We start from the raw sequence: 19,444 nt of genomic DNA, 5'->3' as shown, positions 1-19,444 counted from the left end.
GAAAAGAAAAACGGGAGGTTCGGCGTGTTCGTTGAACGCGCGCCACTTGTCGACTTAGTGTCCTGTTCGGAAGACTCCAGCGAACAGTCACACTGGTAACCCTAAACTTCAACGTTAGGGTTCGGGTCGGCGAAACGGACCGTCCCATTCGGCATCAGTCGTCGGATCGCGAGGCGCAGCTGCGTCCCGGTGATCCGCCGACACGTAACTCGAGGCGAGAGGCCTTCGACGTGGCAGCACCGCAGAACTACCTCGCAGTCATCAAAGTCATCGGTGTCGGCGGCGGTGGTGTCAATGCCATCAACCGGATGATCGAGGTCGGTCTCAAGGGCGTCGAGTTCATCGCCATCAACACCGACGCGCAGGCGCTGTTGATGAGCGACGCCGACGTCAAACTCGACGTCGGCCGCGAACTCACCCGCGGACTCGGCGCCGGAGCCAACCCGGCCGTCGGCCGCAAGGCCGCCGAGGACCACCGCGAGGAGATCGAGGAGGTCCTCAAGGGGGCCGACATGGTCTTCGTGACGGCCGGTGAAGGCGGCGGCACCGGCACCGGCGGCGCGCCCGTCGTGGCCAACATCGCCCGCTCCCTGGGCGCCCTCACCATCGGCGTGGTCACGCGCCCCTTCACCTTCGAGGGCCGCCGCCGCGCCAACCAGGCCGAGGACGGCATCGCGGAACTCCGCGAAGAGGTCGACACCCTGATCGTCATCCCCAACGACCGGCTGCTGTCCATCTCGGACCGCCAGGTCAGCGTGCTCGACGCGTTCAAGTCCGCCGACCAGGTGCTGCTGTCCGGTGTGCAGGGCATCACCGACCTGATCACCACGCCCGGTCTGATCAACCTCGACTTCGCCGACGTCAAGTCGGTCATGTCGGAGGCCGGATCGGCCCTCATGGGCATCGGCTCGGCCCGCGGCGACGACCGTGCGGTGGCCGCGGCCGAGATGGCGATCTCCTCCCCGCTGCTCGAGGCGTCCATCGACGGCGCCCGGGGCGTGCTGCTGTCCATCTCGGGCGGCTCCGACCTCGGCCTGTTCGAGATCAACGAGGCCGCCCAGCTGGTGAGCGAGGCCGCCCACCCCGAGGCCAACATCATCTTCGGCGCGGTCATCGACGACGCCCTCGGCGACGAGGTCCGGGTCACCGTGATCGCGGCCGGCTTCGACGGTGGCCAGCCCCCGGCCCGCCGGGACACCGTCCTCGGCTCGTCCTCGGCCCCGGCCCGCCGCGAGGAGCCGACCCCGGTACGGCAGCCCGAGAGCCGCCCGTCGTTCGGCTCGCTCGGCAGCGTGACGCCGAAGGAGGAGCCGGAGCCGCTTCCCGAGCCGGTCGCCGACATCCCGGTCGCCCCGCCCGTTCCCCCGTCGCGGTCCTACTCGGACAGCGCGGCAGAGGAACTGGACGTACCGGACTTCCTCAAGTGATCCTTCAGACGTGACCACACAGCGCGACATCGTGAACGGCGCGCACTTCGCCTTCACCGACCGGTGGGGCGGGGTGAGCGCCGTTCCGTACGAGGAGCTCAACCTCGGCGGAGCGGTCGGCGACGACCCCGAGGCCGTGAGGACCAACCGGGAGCTGGCCGCCAAGTCGCTCGGCCTCGATCCGGCCCGGGTGGTCTGGATGAACCAGGTGCACGGGGCGGACGTGGCGGTGGTCGACCGACCGTGGGGCGACCGGCCCGTGCCGGAGGTCGACGCGATCGTCACCGCCCGCCGCGGACTCGCCCTCGCCGTCCTCACCGCCGACTGCACGCCCGTGCTGCTCGCCGACCCGGTCGCCGGCGTCGCCGCCGCCGTCCACGCGGGCCGGCCCGGCCTGGTCGCCGGGGTCGTCCCGGCCGCCGTACGGGCCATGGCCGAGCTGGGCGCCGAGCCGTCCCGGATCGTCGCCCGGACCGGACCGGCCGTCTGCGGACGGTGCTACGAGGTGCCGGAGGCGATGCGCGCCGACGTGGCCGCCGTCGAGCCGGCGGCGTACGCCGAGACGAGCTGGGGCACCCCGGCGGTCGACGTGACCGCCGGAGTGCACGCGCAGCTCGACCGGCTCGGGGTGTGCGACCGGGAGCAGTCGCCGGTGTGCACGCTGGAGTCGGGAGATCACTTCTCGTACCGCCGCGAGCGCGCCACGGGGCGACTCGCGGGATATGTCTGGCTGGACTGATAGGGCATGACGGACCGTAAGGACGAACTCGCCGCGAACCTGGCGAGGGTGGAACAGCGCATCGCCGACGCCTGCGCGGCCGCGGGCCGCGGGCGGGAGGAGGTGACCCTGATCGTGGTCACCAAGACCTACCCGGCGAGCGATGTGAGGATTCTGTCGGAACTCGGTGTACGGCACGTGGCCGAGAACCGGGACCAGGACGCGGCGCCGAAGGCGGCCGCTTGCTCGGACCTGCCCTTGATGTGGCACTTCGTGGGTCAGTTGCAGACCAATAAAGTGCGTTCCGTGGTCGGTTATGCGGATGTGGTGCAGTCCGTCGACCGTTCCCGGTTGGTCACGGCCCTGTCGAAGGAAGCCGTGCGGGCCGGGCGCGAGGTGGGGTGCCTCATCCAGGTCGCCCTCGACGCGGGGGCGAGCGGGCGGGGGGAGCGCGGGGGCGTGGCGCCCGGCGGAATCGAAGAGTTGGCCGATCTGGTCGCCGGCTCTCCCGGACTGCGGCTCGACGGACTGATGACCGTCGCTCCGCTCACCGGCGAGTACGCGGGGCGTCAACGGGCGGCGTTCGAGCGGTTGATGGATTTGTCGACCGACCTGCGCCGAAGCCATCCGGCTGCGAACATGGTCTCGGCAGGGATGAGTGCGGACCTCGAACACGCGGTGGCCGCCGGAGCGACACATGTGCGCATCGGCACCGCGGTACTCGGAGTCCGCTCCGGGCTCGGGTAACGTCGCCAGGAAGTCGGACCACAGCAGAAAATATGGTCAATACCGCCGAAAGGCGGGTGTAAAGACCTCGTGGATCGCGGGCACTTGGCGGTCGTCAGCCGATCCACCACAGAGCGGAGGACTCAGAGCATGGCCGGCGCGATGCGCAAGATGGCGGTCTACCTCGGCCTCGTGGAGGACGATGGGTACGACGGCCAGGGATTCGACCCCGATGACGATTTCGAGCCCGAACTCGACCCCGAGCCCGAACGGGAGCACCGGCGGCACGAGCCGTCACTCCCGTCACACGGCGCACACCAGTCCCAGAGGGACGAAGAAGTCCGCGTCGTGCAGCCGCCCGCACCCCGTGAACCGGTCGCTCGGTCCGCTTCGCTGTCCGCGGAATCCGGCCGCCCGGCGCGTATCGCGCCCGTGGCGTCCATCACACAAGAACGCGCAAGCCTGGAGAAGAACGCACCGGTGATCATGCCCAAGGTCGTGTCGGAACGAGAGCCTTACCGGATCACCACGCTGCACCCGCGGACCTACAACGAGGCCCGTACCATCGGGGAACACTTCCGTGAGGGCACCCCGGTGATCATGAATCTGACCGAGATGGACGACACGGACGCGAAGCGACTTGTCGACTTTGCGGCCGGATTGGTGTTTGGTCTTCACGGCAGCATCGAGCGGGTGACGCAGAAGGTGTTCCTGTTGTCGCCTGCTAACGTCGATGTCACGGCGGAGGACAAGGCCCGCATCGCAGAGGGCGGGTTCTTCAACCAGAGCTGAGACGCACAACCGGAAAAGCAGTACACGAGCAGTACCGAGCAGCACCGAAACAGGGGAGAGGGAAGCACCGAACATGGGCGTGGTCCTGGATGTCGTCTACATCGCGCTGATGTGCTTCCTCATCGTGCTCATCTTCCGGTTGGTCATGGACTACGTCTTCCAGTTCGCCCGCTCGTGGCAACCCGGCAAGGCGATGGTGGTCGTTCTGGAGGCCACCTACACTGTCACTGATCCACCGCTCAAGCTTCTGCGGCGGGTGATCCCGCCGTTGCGTCTCGGGGGCGTGGCGCTCGACCTGTCCTTCTTCGTACTGATGATCATCGTCTACATCCTGATCTCGATCGTGAGCCGGCTGTGAGCGATGTGACCTACCGTCTTGCCGAATGCCGACGACTACGTTGAGGTGAAGAGATGCCGTTGACCCCCGAGGACGTGCGGAACAAGCAGTTCACGACCGTCCGCCTCCGAGAAGGCTATGACGAGGACGAGGTCGATGCCTTCCTCGACGAGGTCGAAGCCGAACTGACCCGTCTGCTCCGCGAGAACGAGGACCTGCGCGCCAAACTGGCCGCGGCCACGCGTGCCGCTGCCCAGAACCAGCAGAACATGCGCAAGCCCCCGGAGGGTCCCGGCGGTCCGCAGGATCAGCAGCAGGGTATGCCCCAGCAGCAGGGCATGCCGCAGCAGGGTGGCATGCCCCAGCAGGGCGGTATGCCCCAGCAGGGCGGAATGCCCCAGCAGGGCATGCGAGGACCCGGCGCTCCGGTGCCCGCCGGGATATCGGGCCCGCCGCAGCAGCAGATGGGTGGCCCCATGGGTGGCCCGCCCCAGCTGCCGAGCGGTGCACCGCAGCTGCCCGCCGGTCCCGGCGGTCAGGGCGGTCCGCAGGGTCCCGGCCCGATGGGTCAGGGTCCCGGCCCCATGGGCCAGGGTCCGGGCATGGGCCAGGGTCCGATGGGTGGTCAGCCCCCCATGCAGCAGATGGGCGGCCCGATGGGCGGTCCCATGGGCGGCCCGATGGGCGGCCACGGACAGGGCCCCGGTGGCGACAGCGCCGCCCGTGTCCTCTCGCTGGCCCAGCAGACCGCCGACCAGGCGATCGCCGAGGCCCGCAGCGAGGCCAACAAGATCGTCGGCGAGGCCCGCAGCCGCGCCGAGGGTCTGGAGCGGGACGCCCGCGCCAAGGCCGACGCGCTGGAGCGGGACGCGCAGGAGAAGCACCGCGTCGCGATGGGCTCCCTGGAGTCCGCCCGCGCCACGCTGGAGCGCAAGGTCGAGGACCTGCGCGGCTTCGAGCGCGAGTACCGCACCCGCCTGAAGTCGTACCTCGAGTCGCAGCTGCGCCAGCTGGAGACCCAGGCCGACGACTCCCTGGCCCCGCCGCGTACTCCGGCCGCGGCCTCCCTGCCGCCGTCCCCGGCGCCCTCCATGGCCCCGGCCGGCGCGAGTGCCCCGTCGTACGGCGGCGGCAACCAGGGGATGGGCGGTGCGCCGAGCCCCGCTGCTCCGTCCTACGGCGGCCAGCAGCAGATGTCCCCGGCGATGACCCAGCCGATGGCGCCGGTCCGCCCGCAGGGCCCGTCGCCGATGGGGCAGGCCCCCTCGCCGATGCGCGGCTTCCTCATCGACGAGGACGACAACTGACGGCGGCGTAGCACGCCGTAGGCGTCGGCAGCGTTCAACAGGGCGGGGCCCCGGATCAGATCCGGGGCCCCGCCCTGTTACGCGTGTTGATCCCTGTGCCGACGGCTGCCGTGCCCCGAGGACCGGTGTGGCGGGGCCGGTTGTGCTGGCGGCTGCCGTGCCCCGAGCACCGGTGTGGCGGGGCCGGTTGTGCCGAGGGGTGCGGTGTCCCGACGCCCGGTCGCGGGGCCGGTTGTGCTGGTGGGTGCCGTGTCGCGAGGCCGGTGCGCCGAGGGCCCGGTCTCCGCGGGGAGACCGGGCCCTCGGGCGCCGTGCGGTTACGCCTTGCGCAGGCGGAAGGTGAGGGACAGGCCCTCGTCGGTGAACGGGTCGCCGTAGGAGCCGTCCGCCTCGCCCTGGGCGAAGTCCGTGGCCAGGACCTCGTCGGCGATCAGGGCCGCGTGCTCGGACAGGGCCGCGATCACCGCGGGGTCCGTTGACGTCCAGCGCAGGGCGATGCGGTCGGCCACGTCCAGGCCGCTGTTCTTGCGGGCCTCCTGGATGAGGCGGATCGCGTCACGGGCGAGACCCGCCCGGCGCAGCTCCTCCGTGATCTCCAGGTCCAGGGCGACCGTGGCGCCCGCGTCGGAGGCCACCGACCAGCCCTCGCGGGGGGTCTCGGTGATGATGACCTCGTCGGGGGCGAGGGCGACGGTCTCGCCGTCGACCTCCACCGCGGCCGTGCCCTCGCGCAGGGCCAGGGACAGCGCGGCCGCGTCGGCGTTCGCGATGGCCTTCGCCACGTCCTGCACCCGCTTGCCGAACCGCTTGCCCAGGGCGCGGAAGTTGGCCTTTGCGGTGGTGTCCACCAGGGAACCGCCGACCTCGGACAGGGTCGCGAGGGCGCTGACGTTCAGCTCCTCGGTGATCTGCGCGTGCAGTTCGGGGTGGAGGGACTCGAAGCCCGCGGCCGCCACCAGCGCGCGGGACAGCGGCTGGCGGGTCTTGACGCCCGACTCCGCGCGCGTGGCGCGGCCCAGTTCGACGAGACGGCGGACCAGGACCATCTGCTTCGACAGCTCCGGGTCGATGGCCGACAGGTCCGCCTCGGGCCAGGACGTCAGGTGCACGGACTCCGGGGCGCCGGGCGTGACCGGCACGACCAGGTCCTGCCACACCCGCTCGGTGATGAACGGGGTCAGCGGGGCCATCAGCCTGGTGACCGTCTCGACCACCTCGTGCAGGGTGCGCAGCGCGGCCTTGTCGCCCTGCCAGAAGCGGCGGCGGGAGCGGCGCACGTACCAGTTCGACAGGTCGTCGACGAAGGCCGACAGCAGCTTGCCGGCCCGCTGGGTGTCGTACGCATCCAGGGACTGGGTCACCTGGTCGGTCAGCGCGTGCAGTTCGGACAGCAGCCAGCGGTCCAGGAGGGGCCGGTCGGCGGGGGCCGGGTCCGCCTCGGACGGCGCCCAGTCGGAGGTGCGGGCGTACAGGGCCTGGAAGGCGACCGTGTTCCAGTAGGTGAGGAGGGTCTTGCGGACCACCTCCTGGATCGTGCCGTGGCCCACCCGGCGGGCCGCCCACGGGGAGCCGCCGGCCGCCATGAACCAGCGGACCGCGTCGGCGCCGTGCCGGTCCATCAGCGGGATCGGCTGCAGGATGTTGCCCAGGTGCTTGGACATCTTGCGGCCGTCCTCGGCGAGGATGTGGCCCAGGCACACGACGTTCTCGTACGACGACTTGTCGAAGACCAGCGTGCCGACCGCCATCAGCGTGTAGAACCAGCCGCGGGTCTGGTCGATGGCCTCGGAGATGAACTGCGCCGGGTAGCGGCTCTCGAACAGCTCCTTGTTCTTGTACGGGTAGCCCCACTGCGCGAACGGCATCGAACCCGAGTCGTACCAGGCGTCGATGACCTCCGGCACGCGCGTGGCGGTCTTGGCGCACTTCGGGCAGGCGAAGGTGACGTCGTCGATGAACGGCCGGTGCGGGTCCAGGTCCGACTGGTCGGTGCCGGTCAGCTCGGTGAGTTCCGCGCGGGAGCCGACGCAGGTGAGGTGGTCGTCCTCGCACCGCCAGATCGGCAGCGGGGTGCCCCAGTAGCGGTTGCGGGACAGCGCCCAGTCGATGTTGTTGTTCAGCCAGTCGCCGTACCGGCCGTGCTTGACCGTGTCCGGGAACCAGTTGGTGTTCTCGTTCTCCCGCAGCAGGCTGTCCTTGATGGCAGTCGTGCGGATGTACCAGGACGGCTGCGCGTAGTAGAGGAGCGCGGTGTGGCAGCGCCAGCAGTGCGGGTAGCTGTGCTCGTACGGGATGTGCTTGAACAGCAGGCCGCGGCTCGCCAGGTCCTCCGTGAGCTTCTCGTCGGCCTTCTTGAAGAAGACGCCCCCTACCAGCGGGACGCTCTCCTCGAAGGTGCCGTCCGGGCGGACCGGGTTCACCACGGGCAGCCCGTAGGCGCGGCAGACCTTGAGGTCGTCCTCACCGAAGGCGGGGGACTGGTGGACCAGACCCGTACCGTCCTCGGTCGTCACGTACTCGGCGTTGACCACGTAGTGGGCCGGTTCCGTGAACTGCACGAGCTCGAACGGACGCCGGTACGTCCAGCGCTCCATCTCGGCGCCGGTGAAGGTCTGCCCGGTGCTCTCCCAGCCCTCGCCGAGCGCCTTGCCGAGCAGCGGCTCGGCGACGACGAGCTTCTCCTCGCCGTCGGTCGCGACGACGTAGGTGACCTCCGGGTGCGCGGCGACCGCGGTGTTGGACACCAGGGTCCAGGGGGTGGTCGTCCAGACGAGCAGCGCGGCCTCGCCGGCGAGCGGGCCGGAGGTGAGCGGGAAGCGGACGTACACGGACGGGTCCACGACCGTCTCGTAGCCCTGCGCCAGCTCGTGGTCGGACAGGCCCGTGCCGCAGCGCGGACACCAGGGGGCGACGCGGTGGTCCTGGACCAGCAGCCCCTTGGAGAAGATCTCCTTCAGCGACCACCAGACGGAGTCGATGTACTCCGGGTCCATGGTGCGGTAGGCGTCGTCGAGGTCGACCCAGTAGCCCATGCGGGTCGTCAGCTCGGTGAAGGCGTCGGTGTGCCGGGTCACCGACTCGCGGCACTTCGCGTTGAACTCGGCGATCCCGTACGCCTCGATGTCCGGCTTGCCGGAGAAGCCCAGCTCCTTCTCGACCGCCAGCTCCACCGGCAGGCCGTGGCAGTCCCAGCCGGCTTTGCGGGCCACGTGGTAGCCGCGCATGGTGCGGAACCGGGGGAAGACGTCCTTGAAGACGCGCGCCTCGATGTGGTGGGCGCCCGGCATGCCGTTCGCGGTGGGCGGGCCCTCGTAGAACACCCACTCGGGGCGGCCCTCGGACTGCTCCAGGGTCTTGGCGAAGATCTTCTGCTCGCGCCAGAATTCGAGCACCGCGTGCTCGAGCGCGGGCAGGTCGACCTGGGCGGGCACCTGGCGGTACGTCGGCGTTGTCATCAGCGAGCTTCCTCCGGCGGACTTGCTGCCTTCCGTCCGGAGGGACGAGAGCGACGACTGCGCGTACGTCCTGCCGTACGCCGTCCACGCCGGTCTCGGCGCGCTCCCGCGGTACCACCCTCCTTGGCCCCCCGGCGCGTTCCGCACGCCGGTGAGCCCCCTCATTGGGGTCGCGATGCCGGTTCTACTGGCCTGTCGGGCGTTCTTCCGGCGGCTCCGGGGTGATCTTCGCGTCGCGCTCGCCCCCGGGCTCCCACCGTCCCCGGGTCGCTCTGGGCTGCGTCCGCCGCTACTCGTCCCCATCCACGCTTTTCGCTGCGCCCAGTGTACGGCGCCGCGGGGACAGCGGCCGACCGGTTTTCCGGCCCCGGACACGAGGCGCGCCACGGGGGCGGGGGCGACCCGAACGGGGGCCTGCGGGCCGGTCCGCGATGCGGGACCCGGGTCTCGGCGGATTACCCGGCGGGGAGCTGGGCACAACGGATGCAGGCTCGCCGCGCGCGTGTGCGAGCCGGGCGAATCGGGCGGTGTGCCCCGTTGCCGCGGGACGCAAGTCGATTTATCGTCCCAGCACGATTCGCGAGCTAGATCACGTATGTGAAGGGACGCGGCCATGGTGGCGAAGAAGACCGCCGTACAGCAGCCGGCGTCCGGCAGGTCCACACGTGCCTCCGGCGGTGCGGCCAAGGACGTGAGCGGGGCGAAGAGCGGGCGGGCGGGCGCAGCGGCGCGTACGGCGAAGCCGGCCGCCGGGGCGGCTCCCGCGAAGAGGGCGGTGGCGGGGAAGGACGCCACGAGGAAGTCGGCGAAGAGGTCCGTGGCGAAGGCCACGGCGAAGGCCGCGGCGAAGGTCACGGAGAAGTCCGAGAAGCCCGCGGCGAAGGTCACGGAGAAGTCCGAGAAGTCCGCGGCGAAGGCCACGGCGAAGGCCGCGGCGAAGTCCGTGGCGAAGAAGGCCGCCGGGAAGGGCGCGGCCGGGCGGAGCGCGGTCGCCGAGGCCGCCACCAGGAAGGGCGCGGCCCGGAAGAGCGCGGTCGCCGGGAGCGCGACCACGACGGCCACGGCCGGGAAGAGCAAGGCCGGGAAGAGCACGACCGAAACGGCGGGCGCGGCCGAGGCCGCGAAGCAGACGGGAGCCACGACAGTGGTTGCGAAGAAGACCCCTGGCACGGCCACGGCGGCGACGACCGGCCTGCCCGAGGCGCGGATCGCCACGGTGGAGCCGGGCGAGCTCGCGGTACGCCCCGGTGAGGACCCCTGGACCCCGGAGGAGGTCGAGGAGGCCCGCACGGAGCTGCTGTCCGAGGACGCCCGGCTGCGCGCCGAGATCAGCTCCTCGGAGGCATCCCTCGTGGGCCTGATGCGGGACTCCGGGGACGGTGCCGGCGACGACCAGGCGGACACCGGCACCAAGAACATCACGCGCGAGCACGAGCTGGCCCTCGCGGCCAACGCGCGCGAGATGCTCATCCAGACCGACCGGGCGCTGGAAAGGCTCGAAGCGGGCACCTACGGCCTGTGCGAGAACTGCGGCGACCCCATCGGCAAGGCGAGGATGCAGGCGTTCCCGAGGGCCACGCTGTGCGTGGAGTGCAAGCAGAAGCAGGAACGCCGGTACTGAGGGCGCCGGGGGACGTGCCGTACCCTCGTCCTCAGTCAGGTACTAGGCGAGGGACTCACGTGGCAGAGGCGGAGCGCATCATCGGTACGCCGGACACCCCAGAGGCGGCGGGGACCGGGCCGGAGCAGGACGAGACCGCTCGCCCCCGGGGCAGGCGCCGGATCGCCGTGCTGTTCGCGGTGGCCGCCCTGGCGTACCTGCTCGATCTGGGCAGCAAGCTGCTCGTGGTGGCCAAGCTGGAGCACCACCCGCCGATCGAGGTCGCGGGTGACTGGCTGAAGTTCGAGGCGATCCGCAACGCCGGCGCGGCCTTCGGCTTCGGCGAGGCCTTCACCGTGATCTTCACGGTGATCGCGGCGGCCGTGATCGTGGTGATCGCGCGCCTCGCCCGCAAGCTCTACAGCGTGCCGTGGGCGGTAGCGCTCGGCCTGCTGCTGGGCGGCGCGCTCGGCAACCTCACCGACCGGATCTTCCGTTCGCCGGGGATCTTCGAGGGCGCGGTCGTCGACTTCATCGCGCCCAAGGGCTTCGCCGTCTTCAACCTGGCCGACTCGGCGATCGTGTGCGGCGGCATCCTGATCGTGCTGCTGTCCTTCCGGGGCCTCGACCCGGACGGGACCGTCCACAAGGACTGAGCGCGCGTACGGGGCTGTCTCACCCGTCCGGCATACTCGACGGGTGAGCACGATTCCCGAGATCCGTACCCTGCCCGTGCCCGACGGCCTGGAGGGCGAGCGCGTCGACGCCGCCATCTCCCGCATGTTCGGCTTCTCCCGCAGCAAGGCCGCGGAGCTGGCCGGGGCGGGCAAGGTGCTGGTCGACGGCGCGGTCGTCGGCAAGTCGGAGCGGGTGCGCGGAGGCGCCTGGCTCGAGGTGGAGATGCCGCAGGCGCCCGCGCCCGTGCAGGTCGTCGCGGAGCCGGTCGAGGGCATGGAGATCGTGCACGACGACGATGACGTGGTCGTGATCGTCAAGCCGGTGGGCGTGGCCGCGCACCCGTCGCCGGGCTGGACCGGGCCGACGGTCATCGGCGGGCTGGCCGCGGCCGGGTACCGCATCTCCACCTCCGGCGCCGCCGAGCGCCAGGGCATCGTGCACCGCCTCGACGTGGGCACCTCGGGCCTCATGGTGGTCGCCAAGTCGGAGTACGCGTACACCTCGCTCAAGCGCCAGTTCAAGGAGCGCACGGTCGACAAGCGCTACCACACGCTCGTGCAGGGCCACCCCGATCCCACCAGCGGCACCATCGACGCGCCCATCGGCCGCCACCCCCAGCACGACTACAAGTGGGCGGTCACCGCCGACGGCAAGCCCTCCGTCACGCACTACGACCTCATCGAGGCGTTCCGCGCGGCCTCCCTCCTCGACGTCAAGCTGGAGACCGGCCGCACCCACCAGATCCGCGTCCACATGGCCGCCCACCGCCACCCCTGCGTCGGCGACCTCACCTACGGCGCCGACCCGACCCTCGCCAAGCGGCTGCACCTGACCCGGCAGTGGCTGCACGCCGTGCGCCTCGGCTTCGAGCACCCCGGGGACGGGCAGTGGGTCGAGTTCGCCTGTGACTACCCGGCCGATCTGCAGAGCGCCCTGGACCAGGTCCGCGAGGAGACCTACCGGTGAGCCCGTCGGCGTACGAGGTGCGGGTCGCCGAGGACGCCGCGGACCGCGAGGCCTGCTTCGCCCTGCGCAAGGAGGTCTTCGTCCGCGAGCAGGGCGTGCCCGAGGACCTGGAGTACGACGAGTACGACGCCGTGGCCGTGCACCTGCTGGCGGTGCGGGAGGACGGGGTCGCGCTCGGCACGGGACGGCTGCTGTACGGCGAGGCGGCCGCGGCGAAGACCGGCGGCGACCCGTCGGTCGGGTCCCTGGGGCGGCTCGCCGTGGCCGCTCAGGCGCGCGGACTGGGCGTCGGCGTCGCGCTGGTGCGGGCCGTCGAGGAGGCCGCACGCGCGCGCGGGCTGGCCGCGGTGGACCTGCACGCGCAGACCCACGCCCTGGGGTTCTACGAGCGGCTGGGGTACGAGGCGTACGGACCCGTGTACCCGGAGGCGGGGATACCGCACCGGGCGATGCGGCGCCCGCTGTAGCCGAGAGCGGCGCCCGGTGTAGCCGGGAGGCCGAAATCGCTGGTCGCGGCGGCGGCGTGGCAGGCTGGATGTCTTCCGTCCGTCCGTCGACCCGCCCGGAGCGCTGACCGTGGACCAACTGGCCCTGTTGTTCGTGCTCTTGCTCGGGGCCCTGGTGAGCGTCCCCGTCGGAGACCGGTTCGGTCTGCCGGCGCCGGTGCTGATGACGCTGCTCGGGATCGTCCTCGCCGTGCTCGACTTCGTCCCGAACGTCGACGTGCGGCCCGAGCTGATCCTGCCGCTGCTGCTGCCGCCCCTGCTGTACGCGGCGGTGCGGCGGACGTCCTGGCGGCAGTTCGCGGCCAACCGGCGGCCGATCTTCCTGCTGGCCGTGGCGCTGGTGTTCGTCACCATGGCCGCGGTGGCCGCCGTGGCCGCCGCGATCGTGCCGGGGCTGCCGGTCGCCGCCGCCTTCGCGCTCGGCGCGCTGGTCGCGCCGCCCGACCCGGTCGCGGCGACCGCGGTCGCCGGTCAGCTGGGGCTGCCGCGCCGGCTGGTGTCCATCCTGGAGGGCGAGGGCCTGTTCAACGACGTGACGGCGATCGTGCTCTACCACGTCGCGATCACCGCCGTCGTCACCGGTTCCTTCTCGCCCTGGCGGGCCGGGCTGGACCTGGTGCTGTCCGCCGTCGTGGCCGTCGTGGTGGGGCTGGGCCTCGGCTGGGGCGCCAACAAGCTGCTGGACCTGCTGGGGGACGCCACCCTGCAGATCGGGCTCACGCTGCTGGTGCCGTACGCCTCCTACGTGCTCGCGGAGGAGCTGCACGGCTCGGGCGTGCTCGCCGTGCTGACCACCGCGCTGTTCCTCGCCGAGTACGCCACCGACGCCGACGACGTGATGATCCGGCTCGCCGGGCACACCTTCTGGAACATCGTCGACACGCTCGTCACCGGTGTGGCGTTCGGGCTGATCGGACTGGAACTGCACAACGCGATCCGGACGGCGTCCGGGCGGTGGGGCGAGATGCTCGGCTGGGCGGCGGCGGTCGTGGTCGTCGTGGTGCTGGTGCGGCTGGTCTGGCTGCTGCCGGCCACCTGGCTCACCAAACGGCTGCACGCCCGGCGGGACCACGACGAGGACATCCCGGCGAGCTGGCGGGAGACCGTCGTCATGTGGTGGTCCGGGATGCGGGGCGTGGCCTCCGTGGCGCTGGCGCTGGCGATCCCGCTGACGACCGACGACGGCTCGCCCTTTCCGGACCGCGACGAGATCGTGTTCATCGCCTTCGGGGTGATCATGGCGACCCTGGTGCTCCAGGGGCTGACGCTGCCGTGGCTGGTGAAGCGGCTCGGGGTGCGCGCCGACACCGAACGCGAGAAGGACTTCGAGAAGGCGCTCGCGGCCCGGGCGGCGAAGGCGGCTAAGCGCCGGCTGCGGGAGATCGAGCAGGTGGAGGAGTTGCCGGACGAGCTGTCCGAGCAGATGCAGCGGCGGGCCTTCGACATCGGACTGCGCATCAGCCCGGAGATCGGGGAGGACGAACGGCGCGAGGACCACGAGATGCGGGTACGGCGGCTGAAGCGGGTGCGGCGCATCCAGAACGAGATGCTGAGCGCGGCACGGCACGAGGTGCTGGCGGCGCGCAGCGAACCGGGCGCCGATCCGGAGGTGGTGGACCGGGTGCTGCGCCACCTCGACGTGCGCAGCATGCGGTGAGGCGGCGGGCGCGGCACCGGCGTGGCCGACGGCGAGGGTGCTCGCCGTCGGCGGCCGGCCGTTTGTAGGGTCTGTCCATGGCTCGCAACGTGGTGATCAGTGGTGGCGGTACGGGGATCGGGCTCGCCGCGGCCCGCGTCTTCGCCGAGGACGGGGACCGGGTGCTGCTGGTCGGGCGGCGGGGCGACGTGCTGGAGCGGGCGGACGTGCCCGGCGCGTCGACTTACGCCGCCGATCTCAGTGATCCGGGCGCCGTGCGCGGACTCGCCGCCCACGTGGAGCGGGAGTTCGGCGCCGTCGACGTACTGGTGCACGGGGCCGGGGGCAACGGGCAGCTCGAGGAGCCGGCCGGCGGCGACGACCCGCTCGACCGCGTCGCGCACGAATGGACCGTCGACTTCCGGCTCAACACCCTGACCGCGGCGCTGCTCACCGAGGGGCTGAAGGACCGGCTGGCCTCGCCCGGCGGGCGGGTGCTGTTCATCAGCTCCATCGCCGCCTACCGGGGCTCCGGCAGCGGGGCGTACGGCGGGGCCAAGGCCGCGCTGCACCCCTACGCCCACGACCTGGCCCGCACGCTGGGGCCGCGCGGGATCACCGTGAACGTGGTCGCGCCCGGCTACATCGAGGGCACCGGGTTCTTCGGCCCGCGCATCGACCCGGCCCGCCGCGAACGGCTGGCCGGCGAAACCCTGGACAAGCGCGTCGGCACCCCCGGAGACGTCGCCGCGACCCTGCACTGGCTCGCCTCCCCGGGCGCCGGGCACATCACCTCGCAGATCGTCCAGGTCAACGGCGGCGCGGAGCGCGGGCACTGAGCCCGCGCCCGCTCAGCCCCGGCCGGTCCGCGGCGTCTCGTGGGCGCGGCGCACGGCGGCGCCGTCCCGGGCCGCGCCGTCCCGGGCCGCCCGCAGGATCCCGTCCGCGGACGTCCGGGGCGGCGGCAGCGCCGCGTCGGCCGTGTTGACGCGGGGCAGCGCGTAGGGGTGGTGCTCGCTCAGCCAGGTGATCATCCGCTCGCGGACCGTCACCCGCACCGTCCAGATGTCGTCCGCGTCCTTCGCCGTCACCAGCGCCCGCACCTGGATGGTGTTCGGGGTGGAGTCCGTGACGGCCACGCCGTAGTCGCGGCCGTCCCAGGCGGGGCAGGAGCGCAGGATGTCGCGGAGCTGCTCGCGCATCGCCTCCACCGGCGCCGAGTGGTCGAGGTGCCAGTAGACGATGCCCGTCATCTGACTGCTGCCGCGCGACCAGTTCTCGAACGGCTTGGAGGTGAAGTACGACACCGGCATGGTGATCCGGCGCTCGTCCCACGTCCGCACCGTCAGGAACGTCAGCGTGATCTCCTCGACCGTGCCCCACTCGCCGTCCACCACCACCGTGTCGCCGATGCGCACCATGTCGCCGAAGGCGATCTGCAGCCCGGCGAACATGTTGCTGAGCGTGGACTGGGCGGCGACACCGGCGACGATGCCGAGGATGCCGGCCGAGGCCAGCAGCGAGGCGCCGGCCGCCCGCATCGCCGGGAACGTCAGCAGCATCGCGGCCGCGGCCACCACGCCGACGATCGCCGAGACCACCCGCATGATCAGCTCGACCTGGGTGCGGACCCGCCGGACCCGCGCCGGGTCGCGGTGGACGCGGGCGTAACGGCTGTACGACGTCTCGACGACCGCCGCCGCGATCCGGATCACCAGCCAGGCCGCCGACCCGATCAGCACCAGGGTCAGGGTCCGGCCGACGCCGACCCGGTGCTGCGGCAGCAGGTCCGCCTGGTCGTAGGACCCTCTGAGGAGGGCCGCGCACAGCACGAGCTGGTAGGGCACGCGGGCACGGCGCAGCAGACCCCACAGCGGGGTCTCGTGGTGCCGCCCGTCGGCCTTGCGCAGCAACTGGTCGGTGACCCAGCCGACAGCCAGCGTCAGCACGACCGAGCCGCCGAGCACGATCAGCGGACGCAGTACGTTCTCCATGCCGTCGAACCTAACCGGCCCCGGGCGGGCACGAACATGTGAGTTTCACGCGTTCCTGGGTACGGCCGCGAGCACGCGTTGTCGTACCCCGCTGGCACCATGGCCCCATGAACCTCATGCTCTTTCACTCCACCTACGGCCTCAGGCCCGCGGTGCGTCAGGCCGCGGACCGGCTGCGCGACGCCGGACACGAGGTGTGGATCCCGGACCTCTTCGAGGGGCGCACGTTCGACACGGTCGAGGAGGGCATGGCCTTCAAGGACGAGATCGGCCAGGACGAGCTGCTGAGACGGGCCGTGCTGGCCGCCGCCCCCTACTCGGAACGGGGACTGGTGTACGCCGGGTTCTCCCTGGGCGCGGCCGTCGCCCAGACCCTGGCGCTCGGCGACGAGAAGGCGCGCGGGCTGCTGCTCCTGCACGGCACCTCCGACGTCGCGCCGAACGCCTCCGCGGACGGCCTGCCGGTCCAGCTGCACGTGGCCGAGCCGGACGCGTTCGAGCCCGACGACTGGCTGAGCGCCTGGTACCTGCGGATGGGCAGGGCGGGCGCCGATATCGAGGTGTACCGGTACGCCGGGGCCGGTCACCTGTACACCGACCCCGGCCTGCCGGACTACGACGAGGAGGCGGCCGAGGCCACCTGGCGGACGGCGCTCGGCTTCCTGGAGTCGCTCCGGTGATCCGCTACACCGGGTCGTAGGTCCGTTCCACCTTCTGCGTGCCGCTGCGGGTGCGGTAGGAGCGGGCCCACGACGAGGTCGCGTTCGCCGACGTGCGGTCGGACAGGACGTAGTAGTCCATCTGCGCGCGCTCGGCCGTGACGTCCAGGACGCCGTAGCCGTGCCGGTCGGTGTCGACCCAGTGGACGTGCCGGTTGGCGGCCTTGATGACCGGCGCGGCGATCGCGGAGACCGTGCCCTCGGGGACCTTCACGATGTCGTCCAGATTGTCGGAGGTCACCGAGGTGACCACGAACTCCGTGGCGGCCGAGGCGGACAGCGGATAGGTGCCGGCGTCCACGGGCACGTCGTTGGCCCACGCCATGTGGATGTCGCCGGTGAGGAAGACGGTGTTGCGGATGGCGTTGGACCGCAGGTGGGCCAGCAGCTCCCGCCGGTCGTCGGTGTAGCCGTCCCACTGGTCGGTGTTGAGGGCGAGGCCCTCCTTCGGCAGCCCGAGCAACTCGGCGAGCGGCTTCAGCAGGTCGGCGGAGAGGGAGCCGACGGCGAACGGCGAGATCATCACCGAGTTGCCGACCAGCCGCCAGGTGGTGTCGGACGTCTTCAGCCCCGCCTTCAGCCAGTCGAGCTGGGCGCGCCCGGTGATCGTGCGGTCCGGGTCGTCCACCGAGCCGTTGCCGACCTTGACCTGCTGCGAGCGGAACGAGCGCAGGTCGAGCAGCGACAGGTCGGCGAGCCTGCCGAAGCGCAGCCGGCGGTAGGTGGTGCCGGCGGTCGCCGGGCGCACCGGCATCCACTCGAAGTAGGCCTGCCTGGCCGCCGCCTGACGGGCCGACCAGCTGCCCTCGGCGCCCTCGGTGTGGTTCTCGGCGCCGCCCGACCAGGCGTCGTTGGCGAACTCGTGGTCGTCCCAGATCGCGATGACCGGCGCCTTGTGGTGCAGCGCCTGCAGATCGGGGTCGGTCTTGTACCTGCCGTGGCGGGTGCGGTAGTCGGCGAGGGTGAGGATCTCGTGGGTGGGCGCGTGCGGCCGTACGACGGTCCCGCGGGTGCCGTAGTCGCCGCTGCCGTACTCGTAGATGTAGTCCCCGAGGTGCAGCCAGGCGTCCAGGTCGCCGCGGGCCGCGAGGTGGCGGTACGCGGAGAACCAGCCGGCCTCCCAGTTGGCGCAGGAGACCACGCCGAAGCGCAGGCCGGACACCGCCGCGTCCGCCGCCGGCGCGGTGCGGGTGCGCGCCGGCGGGGAGTCGGTGCCGCCCGCGGAGAAGCGGAACCAGTAGTCGGTGGCCGGCTCAAGGCCGCGGACGTCGGCCTTGACGGTGTGGTCGGAGGCGGCGGTCGCGGTGACGGACCCCTCGGTGACGATGTCCGTGAACGCCTTGTCCCGGGCGACGACCCAGCCGACCTCGGTGTCCGGGCCGAGCCCGGAGCCGGGCACGGCCTCGGCGGTGGGGGTCACCCGGGTCCACAGCAGGACGCCGTCGGGCAGTGGGTCGCCGGAGGCGACGCCGTGCAGGAAGGCGGGGGTGCCGGCGGCCGCGCGGGCGGGCAGCGCGGCGGCCAGCGGACCGGCCAGAACGGCGGTGGCCGCGGCGGCCTTGACGATCGTACGGCGGCGCGGCGAAAGCGAGTTGACGCTCTCGGCGGGCGCGGATGCTCTGTATCGACTGGTCACGACCGATCAGGTTACTGATCGGTATGAACGGGAGCGGGTGAACTCGGAAAGTTCGCCCGCTCTTCCGCTGAAGGTCGCCTCGGACGGTCCGTCAGCCCTTGAGGGCCGCGCCGACCACCTGGTTGAACTGGGCCACCGTCATGGGCGGGTTGCCGTTGCCGTCGGCGGTGAGCATCTTGCCGTTCATGACGAGGCTCGGGGTGCCGGTGACGCCGTCCTTGTTGGTGTCGAAGGTCTTCGACATGGCGAGCGCCCAGGCGTCGTAGGTGCCCTTCTTCACCGCGTTCTGGAAGCCGGCGTTGTCCTTCAGGGCGGGAACGGTCTGGGCGACCTTGATGAGGTAGTCGTCGCTCTTGAACTTGTCGTCCGACTCGTCGGGGTGCCACTTCTTGGAGTAGAGCGCGGTCTTGTACTCCAGGAACGCCTCGTCGCTGACGTTCAGCGCGGCGCCCATGGCGCTCATCGCGTTCTTGGAGCCCTCGCCGCGCGAGCCGATCTGGCCCTTGCCGAGGGAGTCGCCGTCGAGGAACGTGCCGCCGACGTACTGGAGCTTGTACTTGCCGCTGTCGAGGTCCTTCTTCACGGTCGGGCCGACGGTTTCCTCGAACTGGGCGCAGATCGGGCAGCGGGGGTCCTCGTAGATCTTCAGCGTCTTCTTGGCGCTCGCCTTGCCGATGACGACCGTCGTGCCGTTCGTGCCCGTGGTGTTGGCCGGCGCGACGACCTTGTCGTCCTTCACGGCCTCCCAGTGGCCGGGCTTGTTCGCCTGGACGACGGCGTAGCCTATGCCGCCGGCCGCGGCCAGCACGGCGACGACCGAACAGGCCACGATGACCTGCCGCTTGACCTTGGCCCGCTTGGCCTGGCGCTCGCGCTCCTGCCTCAGCCGCTCACGGGCCGCCGTCTTGGCCGACTGGGTGTTCCGCTTGCTCATATCGGTGATCTCC

17 protein-coding genes are annotated in these 19,444 nt (G+C 71.4%); 13 read left to right on the top strand and 4 right to left on the bottom strand.

The features are described from left to right. The first annotated feature begins 230 nt into the window (after window positions 1-230). From ftsZ to AB0G63_RS05985, 6 genes are all read left to right on the top strand, one after another. Complete coding sequence (ftsZ, locus tag AB0G63_RS06010; protein WP_360744930.1) at window positions 231-1,427, top strand: cell division protein FtsZ; 1,197 nt, start codon at window positions 231-233, stop codon at window positions 1,425-1,427. 10 nt (window positions 1,428-1,437) lie between these two features. Then, on the top strand, window positions 1,438-2,166 hold the full coding sequence (gene pgeF / locus AB0G63_RS06005) for a peptidoglycan editing factor PgeF (protein ID WP_360744927.1): 729 nt from the start codon (window positions 1,438-1,440) through the stop codon (window positions 2,164-2,166). Window positions 2,167-2,172: 6 nt separating this feature from the next. Next, window positions 2,173-2,892: a YggS family pyridoxal phosphate-dependent enzyme gene (locus AB0G63_RS06000; RefSeq protein ID WP_360744924.1), complete on the top strand. Its 720-nt coding sequence runs from the start codon at window positions 2,173-2,175 to the stop codon at window positions 2,890-2,892. Window positions 2,893-3,021: 129 nt separating this feature from the next. Next, a complete protein-coding gene (sepF, locus tag AB0G63_RS05995; protein ID WP_360744921.1) occupies window positions 3,022-3,663 on the top strand; it encodes a cell division protein SepF in 642 nt (213 codons plus the stop codon). Between the two features lie 73 nt (window positions 3,664-3,736). Then, window positions 3,737-4,021: a YggT family protein gene (locus tag AB0G63_RS05990; RefSeq protein WP_324783720.1), complete on the top strand. Its 285-nt coding sequence runs from the start codon at window positions 3,737-3,739 to the stop codon at window positions 4,019-4,021. Between the two features lie 53 nt (window positions 4,022-4,074). Further along, window positions 4,075-5,307 carry a DivIVA domain-containing protein gene (locus tag AB0G63_RS05985; RefSeq protein WP_360744917.1) on the top strand — a complete coding sequence of 411 codons (1,233 nt, stop codon included), beginning with the start codon at window positions 4,075-4,077 and terminating at the stop codon, window positions 5,305-5,307. A gap of 317 nt (window positions 5,308-5,624) precedes the next feature. On the opposite strand, the gene ileS is transcribed toward AB0G63_RS05985, so the two are convergent. After that, entirely contained in the window at window positions 5,625-8,762 is a 3,138-nt protein-coding gene (gene ileS / locus AB0G63_RS05980; protein ID WP_360744914.1) for an isoleucine--tRNA ligase, read from the bottom strand. Between the two features lie 613 nt (window positions 8,763-9,375). On the opposite strand from ileS, the gene AB0G63_RS05975 reads away from it, so the two are divergent. From AB0G63_RS05975 to AB0G63_RS05950, 6 genes are all read left to right on the top strand, one after another. After that, the gene (locus AB0G63_RS05975) at window positions 9,376-10,383 is read left to right on the top strand and encodes a TraR/DksA family transcriptional regulator (RefSeq protein WP_360744911.1); all 1,008 of its coding nucleotides are present in this window, start codon (window positions 9,376-9,378) and stop codon (window positions 10,381-10,383) included. 59 nt (window positions 10,384-10,442) lie between these two features. Next, a complete protein-coding gene (gene lspA, locus AB0G63_RS05970) occupies window positions 10,443-11,018 on the top strand; it encodes a signal peptidase II (protein WP_360744908.1) in 576 nt (191 codons plus the stop codon). 43 nt (window positions 11,019-11,061) lie between these two features. Next, window positions 11,062-12,006: an RluA family pseudouridine synthase gene (locus AB0G63_RS05965; RefSeq protein ID WP_360744905.1), complete on the top strand. Its 945-nt coding sequence runs from the start codon at window positions 11,062-11,064 to the stop codon at window positions 12,004-12,006. Beyond that, a complete protein-coding gene (locus AB0G63_RS05960; protein WP_360744902.1) occupies window positions 12,003-12,473 on the top strand; it encodes a GNAT family N-acetyltransferase in 471 nt (156 codons plus the stop codon). Before AB0G63_RS05965 ends, AB0G63_RS05960 begins: the two co-directional genes overlap by 4 nt. A gap of 109 nt (window positions 12,474-12,582) precedes the next feature. Beyond that, entirely contained in the window at window positions 12,583-14,169 is a 1,587-nt protein-coding gene (locus AB0G63_RS05955; RefSeq protein ID WP_360744899.1) for a Na+/H+ antiporter, read from the top strand. Between the two features lie 77 nt (window positions 14,170-14,246). Beyond that, entirely contained in the window at window positions 14,247-14,987 is a 741-nt protein-coding gene (locus AB0G63_RS05950; protein ID WP_360744896.1) for an SDR family oxidoreductase, read from the top strand. Window positions 14,988-14,999: 12 nt separating this feature from the next. On the opposite strand, the gene AB0G63_RS05945 is transcribed toward AB0G63_RS05950, so the two are convergent. Then, a complete protein-coding gene (locus AB0G63_RS05945; protein WP_360744893.1) occupies window positions 15,000-16,142 on the bottom strand; it encodes a mechanosensitive ion channel domain-containing protein in 1,143 nt (380 codons plus the stop codon). Window positions 16,143-16,180: 38 nt separating this feature from the next. On the opposite strand from AB0G63_RS05945, the gene AB0G63_RS05940 reads away from it, so the two are divergent. Then, complete coding sequence (locus AB0G63_RS05940) at window positions 16,181-16,822, top strand: dienelactone hydrolase family protein (protein WP_360744890.1); 642 nt, start codon at window positions 16,181-16,183, stop codon at window positions 16,820-16,822. Window positions 16,823-16,826: 4 nt separating this feature from the next. On the opposite strand, the gene AB0G63_RS05935 is transcribed toward AB0G63_RS05940, so the two are convergent. Together AB0G63_RS05935 and AB0G63_RS05930 are read right to left on the bottom strand one after the other, a co-directional pair. Continuing rightward, window positions 16,827-18,497, bottom strand: coding sequence for an alkaline phosphatase D family protein (locus AB0G63_RS05935; RefSeq protein ID WP_360744887.1), 1,671 nt, complete (start codon window positions 18,495-18,497; stop codon window positions 16,827-16,829). Between the two features lie 91 nt (window positions 18,498-18,588). After that, window positions 18,589-19,431 carry a thioredoxin domain-containing protein gene (locus AB0G63_RS05930; RefSeq protein ID WP_360744884.1) on the bottom strand — a complete coding sequence of 281 codons (843 nt, stop codon included), beginning with the start codon at window positions 19,429-19,431 and terminating at the stop codon, window positions 18,589-18,591. Window positions 19,432-19,444 lie beyond the last annotated feature (13 nt).

This window comes from Streptomyces sp. NPDC020996, assembly GCF_040641355.1.
Lineage (GTDB): Bacteria > Actinomycetota > Actinomycetes > Streptomycetales > Streptomycetaceae > Streptomyces.
Note: the sequence above shows the minus strand (reverse complement) of the source record. Positions and strands in the feature narration are given on the sequence as shown.